A 13,070-nucleotide genomic window follows, 5' to 3' on the forward strand; every position below is an offset into this window, starting at 1 on the left:
CCCCCCTTGGCACGGTTCGCTTTGTCGTGCACCTTGTCGTGCACTGGGTCAAACGGTGCCAACCATGCCAAGGGGCGGCAGACAATACAGCCTTTCCGCCGTCAGCGGACGTCCGCGTTGTTCATCTTCCGCGTGGAGATGATCTGGTCGATCAGGCCGTACGCCAGCGCGTCCTCGGCCGTGAGGATCTTGTCGCGCTCGATGTCCTCGCGGATCTTCTCGATCGGCGTGGTGGAGTGCTTGGCCAGCATGTCCTCCAGCTGCCCACGCATCCGGAGGATCTCGTTGGCGGCGATCTCCAGGTCGGAGACCTGACCGCGGCCCGTCTCGCTGTACGGCTGGTGGATCAGGACGCGGGCGTTCGGCAGCGCCATGCGCTTGCCCGGCGTACCGGCGGCCAGCAGGATCGCGGCGGCGGAGGCCGCCTGGCCCATGCAGACCGTCTGGATGTCGGGCTTCACGAACTGCATCGTGTCGTAGATCGCGGTGAGCGCCGTGAAGGAGCCGCCGGGGCTGTTGATGTAGACCGAGATGTCCCGGTCGGGGTCCATCGACTCCAGGCACAGCAGCTGCGCCATGACGTCGTTGGCGGAGGCGTCGTCGATCTGCACCCCGAGGAAGATCACCCGCTCCTCGAAGAGCTTCGCGTACGGGTCGTACTCACGGATGCCCTGCGAGGTGCGCTCGACGAAGCGCGGGATGACATAACGGGACTCGGCCGTCGGGCCCGAGTACTGAGAGCTTGCGCCGTCGTGGAGGCGGCTGCCGGCGAAGTCGTTCACTGTGGTCTCCTGGGAGCCTGAGAGGGGCTGTGGCGGTCGGCTGGGGGCTTTACGGGGGTGCGAGTGCCGGCGGGTGCCGTCACTACTGCCCTGCCCCGGTGCCGCCGCCGCCCGGCATACCGGCGGCCGTGGGGATCACGTCGTCGATGAGGCCGTACTCCTTGGCCTCGAAGGCGTCGAACCAGCGGTCACGGTCCGAGTCACGGGTGACCTGCTCGACCGACTGACCGGTGTGCTGGGAGGTCAGCTCGGCCATGCGCCTCTTGGTGTGCAGCAGCCGCTCCGCGTGGATCTTGATGTCCGAGGCCGAACCGGCCAGGCCGGCGGAGGGCTGGTGGATCAGGATCTCGGCGTTCGGCAGGGCGAAACGCTTGCCGGGGGTGCCCGCGCTCAGCAGGAACTGGCCCATCGAGGCCGCGAGGCCCATCGCGATGGTCACCACGTCGTTCTTGATGAACTGCATCGTGTCGTAGATCGCCATGCCGGCCGTGATCGATCCGCCGGGGCTGTTGATGTAGAGGTAGATGTCCTTGTCGGGGTCGGCGGCAAGGAGCAGCAACTGTGCGGTGATCTTGTTGGCAATGTCGTCGTCGACCGGCTGGCCGAGGAAGATGATCCGCTCGCCAAGCAGCCGGTTGTAGACCTGGTCGCCGAGGCCACCACCGATGGAAGGCTCGCCGGCGGCATAGGGCATCAGATTCGTCACGTATCCACCTGCTCGTCTTACGACGGCGCCGGGCCGTCTTCACGTTTCCCTTCCGGGGGCCGAGCCTTTGCCGACAGCCCAGCCCTCGTATTCATGGACCCTAACGCGGTGGCTCCGCCGGTGAATCCCGCAGAGGGAACTGTTCGCTGTCAGCGCATGTGCTCCGCTGGGCTGAGCAGGGGTGCCCGGTCGCCACCGGGCCGCCTCAGGGGCGCGGGGAACTGCGCGGCCGGCCGTCCACAGGCCGCGGACGCGTCTGCCACGCGAGGGGTGTCGGCGCGTGCGGCTCGTAGGGGGCCGGTCGCGCGGTTCCCCGCGCCCCTGGGTAGGCCGACGGGCCCCTGGGTCACGAGTGATCCAGGGGCCCGTCGTAAGCCATCCACCGCCTAGCGGGGTGGTCAGGCCTCGTTCTTCTCCTCGGCGGCGGCCTCCGGGGCCTCCTCGGCGGCCTCGGCGGCAGCCGGGGTCTCCTCGGTGGTCTCGTCCTCCTCGTCGTCCAGGTCGACGATCTCGCCGTTGGTGTCCTTCACGGTGGAGGACTCGACGACGAGGGCCAGGGCCTTGCCGCGGGCGACCTCGCCGACCAGGAGCTGGACCTGGTTGTTCTGGACGACGGCCTGGGCGAACTGGTCCGGGGACATGCCCGAGGAGGCCGCACGGCGCATGAGGTGCTCGGTGAGCTCCTCCTGGTTGACGTTCAGCTTCTCCTTGGCGACCAGCTCGTCGAGGACGAACTGGGTCTTGATGCCCTTGACGGCCGCTTCCTTGGTCTCGGCCTCGAACTCCTCGACCGTCTTGCCCTGGATCTCGAGGTACTTCTCGAGGTCGAGACCCATCTGGCCGAGCTGGTGGTGCTCCAGGTTGTGCTTGCGGGTGTTGATCTCGTCCTCGAGGAGCTTCTCGGGGACGGGCACCTCGACGATCTCCAGGAGCTTCTCGAGGACGCGCTCCTGGGCCTGCGTGGCCTGGTCGTACTGCTTCATGTTCTCCAGGCGCTTGCGGCTGTCCGCCTGGAGCTCCTCGAGGGTGTCGAACTCCGAGGCGAGCTGGGCGAACTCGTCGTCCAGGGCCGGCAGTTCACGGGCGGCGACCTGGGTGACCTTGACGGTGACCTCGGCCTCCTTGCCGGCCGCCGAGCCGCCCTTGAGCTCGGAGGTGAAGGTGGCCTCGCCACCGGCCTCCAGGCCCTTCACGGCGTCGTCGATGCCGTCCAGCAGCTCACCGGAGCCGATGGTGTAGGAGACGCCGTCGGCGACGCCGTCCTCCAGGATCTCGCCGTCGACCTTGGCCTCCAGGTCGATCGTCACGACGTCGCCGTCCTCGGCGGCACGCTCGACCGGGGAGGTGGAGGCGAAGCGCTCGCGCAGCTGCTCGACCGCCTTCTCGATGTCCTCTTCGGTGACCTCGACGGCGTCGACCTCGACCTCGATGCCGGAGTAGTCCGGGATCTCGATGGTCGGGCGGACGTCGACCTCGGCGGTGAAGTTCAGCGTCTCGCCGTCCTTCAGCTCCGTGATGTCGACCTCGGGCTGGCCCAGGACGTTGAGCTCGGCCTCGTTGACCGCGTCGGTGTAGAACTTCGGAAGCGCGTCGTTGACCGCCTCCTCCAGGACCGCACCGCGGCCGAACCGCTGGTCGATGACGCGGGCCGGGATCTTGCCCTTGCGGAAGCCCTTCACCGTGACCTGCTGGTTGATCTTCTTGTACGCCGCGTCGAGGCTGTCCTTGAGCTCCTCGAAGGGCACCTCGATGCTGAGCCGAACCCGGGTCGGGTTCAGGGTCTCCACGGCGCTCTTCACGGTTCGGTCTCCTTGGGGGCTGACTTCTTGGGGTTCTGCCGATGTCCCCCGCCGGGTACGGCGGGGCTTCGGCAAGATTCGCGGCCCTTGAGGGACGTCAGAGTGCAGACACACGGGCGCGCAGCTTGCATAGTAACCGCAGGCGGTACACGCCCCAAAAGGTGATCTCGCCGGTGGCGCTCGTGCCGTACCGGCGCGGTGGTCGGGGTGGCGGGATTTGAACCCACGGCCTTCCGCTCCCAAAGCGGACGCGCTACCAAGCTGCGCCACACCCCGTCTGGTGCGACACGTAGGGTACATGCCCGCAGGCCATGCGGTTGCCGCATTTACCGAGTGCGCGGGGGCGTGCGACGGCGGGCGACGGGCGCGGTCGGGAAGGGGTGTGCGGCGGGGGCACCCGACCCGCTACGATGCCTTCTGTGCCGCGGTCGTCCAACCTGCGGCGCGAGCTGTGCGGGCGTAGCTCAATGGTAGAGCCCTAGTCTTCCAAACTAGCTACGCGGGTTCGATTCCCGTCGCCCGCTCCATACGACTCAGGGCCAGGTCAGAGGATCACTCCTCCGCCTGGCCCTGATCGCTTTCGGGGGTCCCGATCAGCCCGCCGTGTCCCCCTCGTGCCCCTTGGGCTTTCGATCTTGCTTCTTCTTGGCCTTCCGGATCTTCTTCCGCGCCTTGTTGACGAGCCCGCTCACGGCATCGGCGATCAGCCGGTCACGGTCGGCGCGGGCGGTGCTGTGACCCATCCGCGACATCAGCTCACGCGTGCTCGCGCCGGTCGACGCGGCGAGGGTGTTCCCCGTGTGGCGGAGGTCATGGAAGTGGAGCCCCTTGATCCCGGCATCCGAACACGCCTTGCGCCACAGCCGGTTGAAGTGGTTACGGCGCGGAGTGGCCCCCTTGGCTCCGACGAACACCCGACCGTCAGCACCGCGTTCGGCGTACAGCTCCAGGTGTACGCGGAGGTCGGGGACGATCGCTGCCGGGATCGCCACCGTGCGCTTGCCGGCCGCGCTCTTGGGTGCCTTGATCTCCCGCTGGCCGTTGTTCAGTTCGGCCACCGCACGGCGGACTCGCACGGCAGCGTGGTCGAGGTCGATGTCCCGGCGGTGCAGCCGGATCAGTTCGCCCCACCGCAGGCCGACGCTGCGCGACTTGGCCGATCGAAGCGCTGTCGTCTAGCCGAGCTGTTACAGGTTTCTCTACCTCATCAAGCCCCGGCTGCGCTCGGCTCCGCCGGGCGCGCTTCCCGGCTCTGGCCGCGCCCGCGCTCCTACCTTCGGCCCGCTCGGCGCCGCCGACGCCGACGCGCGCCCACAGGTGGATAGGGCCGAGGGCCATGAGCCGATCACCGTGCAGAGCAGCCACGCTACGAACAAGCCTCCGGCGGGGGCGCTCAGGCTCCGAGATGGCAGGGGGCCGTTCGCGAGTGCCGGCGGTGAGTGGCTGGTGCGGGGGCTCCCATCCCGTCTGCCGTCGACCCAGGCAGAGCCGAACAGACGCGGCCCAGGGCGTCAAGGTCGTTCGTACAGTGGTGGGCGATGTCAGGTCAGAGGCGCGCCTAACCTCTTGGCCATCAGTTAGCCACCTGTTTTACTTCCCGCATGGTTACGGGCGTGATTACGGGGCTCTGGGTCTTCGTTGGCTCCGTGATCGGGACGATACTCGTGGCACGGCGAGCGCGGCGGACAGCTGCTCGGGCCGAAGTAGGGGAAGCAGTCTTCTTCCAGGTCGGGGCTAACCTGCCAGCCGAGGGGCGCCAATACAGCCTTGGCCGGGTACCGGCCGGAAGTGAGTTCCGGTGGAAACCTCGCTGGTCGTGGACGCGTCTGCGTGAACTCCCGACAGATCTGCGCTATGTCTCCGCACGCGAAGCGAGCTTTCGCGAAGCGTTGTTGCTCCCGAGCGGCGCGCTGGTGATCGAGTGTGAATCGTCTGCGGGGCCTGTACGACTATGGGTCCGCGCGGAACATGCGGCGCGCGTTGTGAAGATGATCCGGCGTACAGGTACCCCGAGCTTGTCGAAGCCTTAGCACCAACACTTGACACCAACAGGCCCGTACAGCAGCGGTCAGTGCCGAACCTCAGCGGACGATCAGCCGAGGATCACGGCCGGTTGGCCTACGACGCCGACGCCCCATGATCGACCTGACAAGGATGAGACCAGGCCTCTCCGGGGTGACCGCATGTGACCATCCAGAGACCCCAAGATCCTCTTGGCCAGCCCGGGAGACCTCACCGACCTCCGCGCCCGCAGTTCGCATCGAGCGGGCAGGCCGGGGTAGGAAGGGGTGGACGTGTCGAGGTGGCCACGGCCCGGATTCGAACCGGGGTTTCCGCATCGGGCGAACCCGCGTACGACGTCTTGGGCCGCTAAAACGACTCATGGCCAGACGGATCGTACTGGCTCAGAGACTGGCAAGCCCACCTCTTTTTGGCAATGACACCTCAGGTCAAGCCCGTCTCCGCCCTTGGATGACTGCACCTCTGGTCGTCGAATGAGGCCAAATCGCGACCTACCGGGATCCGGTCAGATTCGCCCACACTCAAACACATGGGGGCGATTCGGGATCGTGACCAGTCGGCATGCCATCGCTGCGGGGAGACCAGCCACACCGTGCGTGAGCGCGGACGGTTCGGCCTCATGGCGAGCTACTGCGAGAGGTGCTGGAACACCTTCGCCAACGAGATGGCCGAAGCCGACGGAGCCACAGCCGCTCCCAGACCGGACCTTGACCCTGACGACGTGACTTGGATCGAGCCGCCCGTTTGCCCCGAATGCGGAAGCTTGGTCCGCATATGCCCCACGAACTACGACCGGTGGGTCAGTCTCGCCATGGTGGAGTTACCCGCCAAGGACGTCCCAGAGCCCTTCCGGTGGCGTTTGACGAGGCTTCCGGCCCCCTCCCCCATCTCCACGGATATCGTGGCTGTACGGGTCCGTGGAATCGATCCACTGCCAGGCGATCCGGTCGTGCCGGCCCACCGCATGATGTGCGTTCCCGAGTGGGGCGAGCCGTAGAACGCGGCGGCGAGCACGGAGTGCGGTCCGTGTCTCTCGCGTGCCCGATCAGGTGGCGACCGGCGGGCAGTGGCGGGGAACACCGGGGAGTCAGCCGAGAACCCCCACGTCAGCGAGTCGCCAGGTCAGGCCCGGTCCGCATACGCGATCTTCCAAACTAGCTACGCGGGTTCGATTCCCGTCGCCCGCTCCAATGGCCTCCGGCCCGGTTTCGAGGGATTCCTCGGACCGGGCCGGAGGTTTTTTGTCGCCTCACGGCGGGTGTTCGGACGTATCCGGGCGGTCACTAGAACTGGATCGAGTTGATCGTGTCCGCTATCGAGTTCAGGAAGCGTTGGATGTCGTCGGCCATACCCGTGGAGGCGAGGAAGAAGCCGAAGAGGATGGCGACGACGGCCGGTCCGGCCTTGATCGTCCCTCCTCGCATCAGGACTACCAGGATGATCCCCAGCAAGAGCACCACTGACAGCGAAATGGCCACACAGATCACACCCTCGGTCGGTCCGCACTCCCGGCCCGGGGCGCCGACCCCACGCGCACCCCGCCAGAACCATCGTGCCACCAACCAGGCCGTCATATGCAGCAGGTGAGGCAACGTCGGTCACGGCACCGCGCACGTGCCGCCCGCGTCTCCGGTCAACAGGAGGGTGCCGGGAGCGAATTCGGGATGATCGTTGCCGTGCACACACAACCCGTGCGCAGGTAATTCGAATTGTTGCCACAGACACATCAAGGGGCAGGGGCAGGGCGGTAATTAACCGGACATTTCACCGGAGTCGCCTGCGCACGCTATGCACCATTTAGTCGGGATGAATGCGGACAGACCGTCGCATGCCATGCGCCGTGCGGTGTACACACGGTGATGCTCTGCCCGATGACGACTTCACCGAATCCCGGGTACCCGTGAGTCACGAGTACTCCTCAATACAGGATTCACGTGGATGGTTTTACGAAATCGCACAGACAACGCTAGGGTGCCTCAGATGTTCACCGCTGCCTCGTCCCCCACTTGCGCAGCGAGTGCTCGGACCGTCTCCCGGAGTCCCCGGCGGGAGGGTCTGTGACGAACTCGCTGCGACCGCACGACCGGTCCAGGGCGCCGCTCCCGCCGGCACAGTCACCACAGTCGCCGGCCGACGGAGTGCCGAGTCCGCGCTCGCTGAAGTCCTCGTCCCCTCACCCGACGCCGAGTGGCGCCTCCCCGGACGCCAGACCGGCCAAACAACGTGACGCGTTCTTCGACAACGCCAAGTACCTCGCCATCGTGCTCGTCGCGATGGGGCACGCGTGGGAGCCGCTGACCGACCACAGCCGGGCCGCCGAGGCGCTGTACATGTTCGTGTACACGTTCCACATGCCGGCGTTCATCATCATCTCCGGCTACTTCTCGCGCAGTTTCGACATGCGTCCCGACCGGCTCCGGCGGCTGGTCACCGGCATAGCCGTGCCGTACGTCCTCTTCGAGGTCGCGTACTCCGTCTTCAAGCGGTACGGCAACGACGACCCCTCGCACCCGATCAGCCTGCTCGACCCCTGGTACCTCACCTGGTTCCTGATCGCGCTGTTCGTGTGGCGGCTGACGACGCCGCTGTGGAAGGTGGTGCGCTGGCCGATCCCGGTGGCGCTCGGCATCGCGGCGCTCGCGTCGGTCTCGCCCGACATCGGTGACGACCTGGATCTGCAGCGCGTCCTGCAGTTCCTGCCGTTCTTTGTCGTCGGGCTCTTCATGAAGCCCTCGCACTTCCAGTTCATGCGGCGCCGTGAGGTGCGGATCCTGTCCGTGCCGGTGGCGGTGAGCGCGCTGGCGCTGGCGTACTGGGTGGGTCCGCACATGAACTCGGCCTGGTTCTACCACCGGGACAGCGCGCAGGAGTTGGGGGCGCCCTGGTGGGCCGGGGTCGTCATGACCCTGGCGCTGTTCGGCTGCTCCATGGTGCTCACCACGTGCTTCTTCGCCTGGGTGCCCCGGCGGAAGATGTGGTTCACCGTGCTGGGCGCGGGCACGCTGTACGGCTATCTGCTGCACGGGTTCCTCGCGAAGGGCTCGCGGTTCTGGGACTGGTACGACGCCAACGCGTGGGTCTACCAGCCGGTGGGCGAGCTTGTTCTCACCTTCTTCGCCGCGGCCGTGATCACTGTGCTGTGCACGCCGCCGGTGCAGCGGATGTTCCGGTTCGCCATGGAGCCGAAGATGGAGTGGGCGTTCAAGCGGGATGCCACCGAGTTGGCTCGTGAGCGGGGGAAGGTCGGGGCCAAGGCGTAGGTCGTCGCCCCGGGTTTCCTTGTCCCCTTCAGGGGGTGTCCGTTGCCTCCTCGGCCGTCGGTTCTTCCGACAGGCCGAGGAGGTTTCGCATGTGGGCGTACTTGTGGGTCAGGCGGGTGCGGGTGGGGTCGTCCAGGGCGGCGAGGCGGGTCGGGTTCGCGTTGTGGGCGAGGTCGGACTGTTTGACGAGGAGGGCGCCGGGGGTGGCGAGGATGCGGGTGGCGTAGGCCTCTGGGGGTTCGTCGGGGTGTTTGGTGAGGGCGAGGACGATGGCCTTGGTGCGGGGGGTCAGGGGGGCTTCGGTGAGCCAATCCTCGGTGAGGGCGTTGTCCTCTATGGCGTCGTGGAGCCAGGCTGCGGCGATCTGGTCCGGGTCGCCGCCTCTTGTCTTCACGCCGTGGGCCACCGCTTGGAGGTGTTCGGTGTAGGGTCTGCCCGCTTTGTCTGTTTGGGTGGCGTGTGCGGCTCTTGCGAGGGTTTCTACTTCGGGGAGGGAGAGGGGAGTTGGGGGTGTCATGGGGGTGGGCTCCTGTCTTGTGGTGGGTGGATTGTCGCCCCCGCCGCCCCTACCCGTCCCATCCTTCAGGGGCTGTGCCCCTTCGACCCCCTTGGGCGCCCAGTAGCTCGGGGGGACGGGTTCGTTGGCGGGTGCGGGTTCGTCGGGGTTGATCGCGCAGTTCCCCGCGCCCCTGAAAAGCCGCAGTTGCCCTTGGCCCTTCAACGACCGCGTGGTTCCTCGGCCCTCAAAGACCGTGCAGTTCTTTGCCGGTCCTCCGGTGCCCTGAAGGGAGCGTGCCGGTCTCTGCGGTCTCCGTGCCCCTGGGGGTGTTACTTGGTGGCTGTGGGGCCTTCTCGGCAGATCAGGAGGAGGGCTCGGTCGTCGTTCACGTCTTTGGCTACTGCTTCGATGAGGTGCCAGGCGGCGCCGTGGAAGCCGCCGGCCACGTAGCGGTCGGCTTCGCCGGTGAGGCGGTCGATACCTTCGACGATGTCGCGGTCGGAGGTCTCGACGAGGCCGTCGGTGAAGAGCATGAGGACGTCGCCGGGGCGGAGGGAGCCCTTGACGGGGTCGAACTGGGCGCCGTCGTAGACGCCGAGGAGGGGGCCCTCGGCGGCCTTCTCCTCCCAGCGGCCGGTGCCGGCGCTGAGCTGGAGGCCCGGTGGGTGGCCGGCGGAGAAGAGTTCGTAGTCGCCGGAGTCGAGGTCGAGGACGAGGTGGATGGAGGTCGCGAAGCCCTCGTCCCAGTCCTGGCGGAGGAGGTAGCCGTTGGCCGCCGGGAGGAACGCGTGCGGTGGGAGCGATCCCAGCAGACCCCCGAAGGCGCCGGAGAGGAGCAGGGCTCGGGAGCCCGCGTCCATGCCCTTGCCGGAGACGTCGGTGAGGACGACTTCGAGGGTGCGACCGCCGTTCGTACGGGCGGCCACGACGAAATCGCCCGAGAAGGACTGGCCGCCCGCCGGGCGCAGGGCCATCTCGCGGTGCCAACCGGCGGGCAGCTGCGGCAACTTGCTCTGGACCCGGATGCGTTCCCGCAGGTCGAAGAGCATGGTGCCGCCGCGCCGCCAGGGGACGCCGACGCGGCTGCGGAACTGGGCGATGAGCAGGCCGAAGAAACCGCAGGCTGCGACCACGAGCACTATGCCGGGGGTGACTCTGGCGGGGCCCTCGGTGTAGGGGCCGAGCTTCACGGACTCCACGATCAGCGCGGTCGCGGCGGCCGCGTACAGACCGAGGAGGCTGGCGGGGCGGAGCAGCAGGCCGCCCGCGACGATGGGGAGGACGAGGACGGCGGGTGAGAACCACACCTCGTCGATCATCGTGAGACAGGCGATCAGCGGGATCATCAGCAGCAGACCGGCGAGGGCGATCCAGTCGGAGCCGTCCCCGCGGAAGTAGTCGACGGCGGATTTGCGCAGGCCGGTGCGGGCCCGGTGAACCAGCTTCTTCATCCGGGCCGTGAGCGTATCGGCCGCCGCGCGCCGCTCTCGTCCTGCTGCCATTGTTCGGGACCTTATCCATCGGACCAGCCCCTGTGCACAGGAGGTCCTACTTGTCCCCCTTCCGAGGGCCGGTTCACGACGAATCTCACACAGATCTCACACCGGAACGCGCTCTTCGGCCCCCGTGCGCCCTCCGTGCGGCACCTGGGAAGGATCCCACGTCGAACGGCGACGCGCGGGGCAAATTCACTCGCTCGTATCGGATCGCCCTGCTAGGCATGGCGTATGACGACTGAGCTGCGGGCGCTGCGCAAGGAAGACTGGACCGTCTGGTACGACAACCTCCTCCGCGCCTTCGGCGGAGCCCCGGAACCGGCCGAGGAACGGGAGTTGTGGCAGGCCCTGACACCGTACGACCGTTCCGTCGGCGCGTGGGACGGCGATCAATGCGTGGGGTCGGCCGGGGCGTTCGACTTCCGGCTCACGGTTCCCGGGGGCGCCGTCGTCCCGGCGGCGGGCGTCACGATGGTCGGTGTCGCGGCCACGCACCGGCGGCGCGGGGTACTGACGTCCATGATGCGACGGCAGTTGGACGACATCCGCTCCTGGGGCGAGCCGCTGGCCGTGCTGACCGCGTCCGAGCCGGTGATCTACGGCCGGTTCGGGTACGGCCTGGCCACACAGCGCCTCGCCGCCGACATCGACACCACCCGCGTACGGCTGTCCGTCCCGCCCGGTACCGATGACGTACGGCTGCGGTACGCGGACCCCGCCGAAGTGCTCGACGCGTGCGAGTCGGTGTACGCGCGACGGGTCCCGGGGCGGCCGGGGATGCTGGAGCGGCGGCCCGGCTGGGAGCGGTTGGATCTGCTGGACACGGACCGCCACCGGGAGGGGGGAGCGTCGCACCTGCAGTGCGTGGTGGCCGAGCGGCCCGGTGACGGGGACGGTTCCGGGGTGGTCGGGTACGCGCGCTTCCGGACCAAGGCCGACTGGGGGCCGGGCGGGGCGGAGGGGGTCGTCCAGCTGAGTTCGCTGGAGGCCGTGGATCCAGCCGCGCACGCCGCGTTGTGGCGGTTCCTCTTCGACATCGATCTGACGCGGTGCGTGGTCGCCCACCGGCTGCCCGTGGACGAGCCCGCGCTGCATCTGGTGTCGGACGTCCGCCGGTGCGGGCTGCGGGTGGTGGACGATCTGTACCTGCGGCTCGTGGACCTCGGCGCCGCGCTCCGGGCGCGGACCTATCAGGCGCCGCTGGACGTGGTGTTCGAGGTCGAGGACGCCTTCTGCCCCTGGAACGAGGGGCGTTGGCGGCTGACCGGTGACCCCAAGGGCGCCACCTGCGAGCGGACCGCCGACGCCGCCGAGGTCTCCCTGTCCGTACGGGAGTTGGGGACGGCGTATCTGGGCGGGGTGAGCCTGTCCTCCCTGGCGGCGGCCGGGCGGGTGCGGGAGTTGCGGCAGGGGGCGCTGGCGGAGGCGTCCGTGGCGTTCCTCACGTCCGGGTTGGCTCCCTGGTTGCCGCACGGGTTCTAGGCCACGGAGGCCTCGATCGCGTCCGCGGTACCGGGGTTCACCTCTGTTGGCAGGCCGGGCACCAGAAGAGGTTGCGGGCGGCGAGATCGGCGGTGCGGATCTCGCCGCCACAGATGTGGCAGGGCAGGGCCGCCCTGCGGTACACGTACACCTCGCCGCCGTGGTCGTCGACGCGCGGCGGGCGGCCCATGGCCTCGGGGGTGTGTTCCGGGCGGACGGTGTCGATGCGGTTGTGGCGGACGCCCTCGCGCATGAGGGCGACGAGGTCGGTCCAGATCGCGGCCCACTCCGCCGCGGTGACGTCCTTGCCCGCGCGGTACGGGTCGATGCCGTGCCGGAAGAGGACCTCGGCGCGGTAGACGTTGCCGACGCCCGCGATCACCTTCTGGTCCAGGAGGAGCGCGGCGATCGTCGTACGGCTGCGGGAGACGCGCGCGTAGGCGCGGGCCGGATCGGCGTCGGGGCGCAGGGGGTCCGGGCCGAGGCGGGCGTGTACGGCCTGCTTCTCGGCGTCCGTGATCAGGGCGCAGGTCGTCGGGCCGCGCAGGTCCAGGTACGAGGTGTCGTTGCGCAGCCGCAGGCGGACGGTGTCCGTGGGCGGGGGCGCGGGGGCCGGGCCGATGGTGACCTTGCCGAAGAGGCCCAGGTGGATGTGGACCCGTTCCTCGGCGTCGGGGTCGCCGAAGTGCAGGAAGAGGTGCTTGCCGTGGGCCTCGGCGGCGTGGAGGGGGGTGCCGGTGAGGAGGGCCGCGGCGTCGGCGAACTTGCCCTGGGGGCTGGTGACGTGGGTGCGGTGTGCTGTGCCGCCGAAGTGGGTGAGGCAGTCTTCGGCGAGGCGGTGGATGGTGTGCCCCTCCGGCACGGGGGCCTCCGGCGGTTCGGCGGGGTGGGTGGGGGGGTGGGTCGGGGGTGATTTTGGGTGTGGGTTCGGTGGGGGTTGCTCGCGCAGTTCCCCGCGCCCCTAAAGGCAACGGCCCCTGCGGGCCGTTGAAAAAGCACGGGGCGCAGCCCCTGCTTTTTCAGG

Annotated in this window: 11 protein-coding genes and 3 tRNA genes; 5 read left to right on the top strand and 9 right to left on the bottom strand. The window is 68.4% G+C overall.

Annotated features, from left to right (window positions below; genetic code table 11):
- Positions 1 to 101: 101 nt before the first annotated feature.
- The 4 genes from ABT147_RS33630 to ABT147_RS33645 form a co-directional block, all read right to left on the bottom strand.
- Positions 102 to 782: an ATP-dependent Clp protease proteolytic subunit gene (locus ABT147_RS33630; RefSeq protein WP_351413297.1), complete on the bottom strand. Its 681-nt coding sequence runs from the start codon at positions 780 to 782 to the stop codon at positions 102 to 104.
- 82 nt (positions 783 to 864) lie between these two features.
- The gene (locus ABT147_RS33635) at positions 865 to 1,476 is read right to left on the bottom strand and encodes an ATP-dependent Clp protease proteolytic subunit (protein WP_351413317.1); all 612 of its coding nucleotides are present in this window, start codon (positions 1,474 to 1,476) and stop codon (positions 865 to 867) included.
- A 410-nt stretch (positions 1,477 to 1,886) separates the two neighbouring features.
- Positions 1,887 to 3,287 carry a trigger factor gene (gene tig, locus ABT147_RS33640; protein WP_351413299.1) on the bottom strand — a complete coding sequence of 467 codons (1,401 nt, stop codon included), beginning with the start codon at positions 3,285 to 3,287 and terminating at the stop codon, positions 1,887 to 1,889.
- A 199-nt stretch (positions 3,288 to 3,486) separates the two neighbouring features.
- Positions 3,487 to 3,563 (bottom strand) — tRNA-Pro (locus tag ABT147_RS33645).
- A 177-nt stretch (positions 3,564 to 3,740) separates the two neighbouring features.
- Between ABT147_RS33645 and ABT147_RS33650 the strand changes: the two genes are divergently transcribed.
- Positions 3,741 to 3,814 (top strand) — tRNA-Gly (locus ABT147_RS33650).
- A gap of 66 nt (positions 3,815 to 3,880) precedes the next feature.
- Here the strand turns inward: ABT147_RS33650 and ABT147_RS33655 are convergent.
- On the bottom strand, positions 3,881 to 4,423 hold the full coding sequence (locus ABT147_RS33655; RefSeq protein ID WP_351413319.1) for a tyrosine-type recombinase/integrase: 543 nt from the start codon (positions 4,421 to 4,423) through the stop codon (positions 3,881 to 3,883).
- Positions 4,424 to 5,973: 1,550 nt separating this feature from the next.
- Here ABT147_RS33655 and ABT147_RS33660 point away from each other — a divergent pair.
- Positions 5,974 to 6,306 (top strand): DUF6083 domain-containing protein, encoded by a 333-nt coding sequence (locus ABT147_RS33660; protein WP_351413322.1) that lies wholly within the window; start codon positions 5,974 to 5,976, stop codon positions 6,304 to 6,306.
- Between the two features lie 62 nt (positions 6,307 to 6,368).
- Positions 6,369 to 6,499: transfer RNA gene (locus tag ABT147_RS33665), tRNA-OTHER, on the top strand.
- A 93-nt stretch (positions 6,500 to 6,592) separates the two neighbouring features.
- On the opposite strand, the gene ABT147_RS33670 is transcribed toward ABT147_RS33665, so the two are convergent.
- On the bottom strand, positions 6,593 to 6,787 hold the full coding sequence (locus ABT147_RS33670) for a hypothetical protein (RefSeq protein ID WP_033526477.1): 195 nt from the start codon (positions 6,785 to 6,787) through the stop codon (positions 6,593 to 6,595).
- A gap of 579 nt (positions 6,788 to 7,366) precedes the next feature.
- On the opposite strand from ABT147_RS33670, the gene ABT147_RS33675 reads away from it, so the two are divergent.
- Complete coding sequence (locus tag ABT147_RS33675) at positions 7,367 to 8,569, top strand: acyltransferase family protein (RefSeq protein WP_351413302.1); 1,203 nt, start codon at positions 7,367 to 7,369, stop codon at positions 8,567 to 8,569.
- Positions 8,570 to 8,597: 28 nt separating this feature from the next.
- Here ABT147_RS33675 and ABT147_RS33680 read toward each other — a convergent pair whose 3' ends face one another.
- Both ABT147_RS33680 and ABT147_RS33685 read right to left on the bottom strand, forming a co-directional pair.
- Positions 8,598 to 9,086 carry an HD domain-containing protein gene (locus ABT147_RS33680; protein WP_351413304.1) on the bottom strand — a complete coding sequence of 163 codons (489 nt, stop codon included), beginning with the start codon at positions 9,084 to 9,086 and terminating at the stop codon, positions 8,598 to 8,600.
- A 311-nt stretch (positions 9,087 to 9,397) separates the two neighbouring features.
- Positions 9,398 to 10,570 (bottom strand): SpoIIE family protein phosphatase, encoded by a 1,173-nt coding sequence (locus ABT147_RS33685; RefSeq protein ID WP_351413306.1) that lies wholly within the window; start codon positions 10,568 to 10,570, stop codon positions 9,398 to 9,400.
- A 225-nt stretch (positions 10,571 to 10,795) separates the two neighbouring features.
- Between ABT147_RS33685 and ABT147_RS33690 the strand changes: the two genes are divergently transcribed.
- Entirely contained in the window at positions 10,796 to 12,046 is a 1,251-nt protein-coding gene (locus ABT147_RS33690; RefSeq protein WP_351413308.1) for a GNAT family N-acetyltransferase, read from the top strand.
- A gap of 37 nt (positions 12,047 to 12,083) precedes the next feature.
- Here the strand turns inward: ABT147_RS33690 and ABT147_RS33695 are convergent, their stop codons facing one another.
- Positions 12,084 to 12,908 carry an Fpg/Nei family DNA glycosylase gene (locus ABT147_RS33695; RefSeq protein ID WP_351413309.1) on the bottom strand — a complete coding sequence of 275 codons (825 nt, stop codon included), beginning with the start codon at positions 12,906 to 12,908 and terminating at the stop codon, positions 12,084 to 12,086.
- Positions 12,909 to 13,070 lie beyond the last annotated feature (162 nt).

Source organism: Streptomyces sp. NPDC001868 (assembly GCF_040297125.1).
GTDB lineage: Bacteria > Actinomycetota > Actinomycetes > Streptomycetales > Streptomycetaceae > Streptomyces.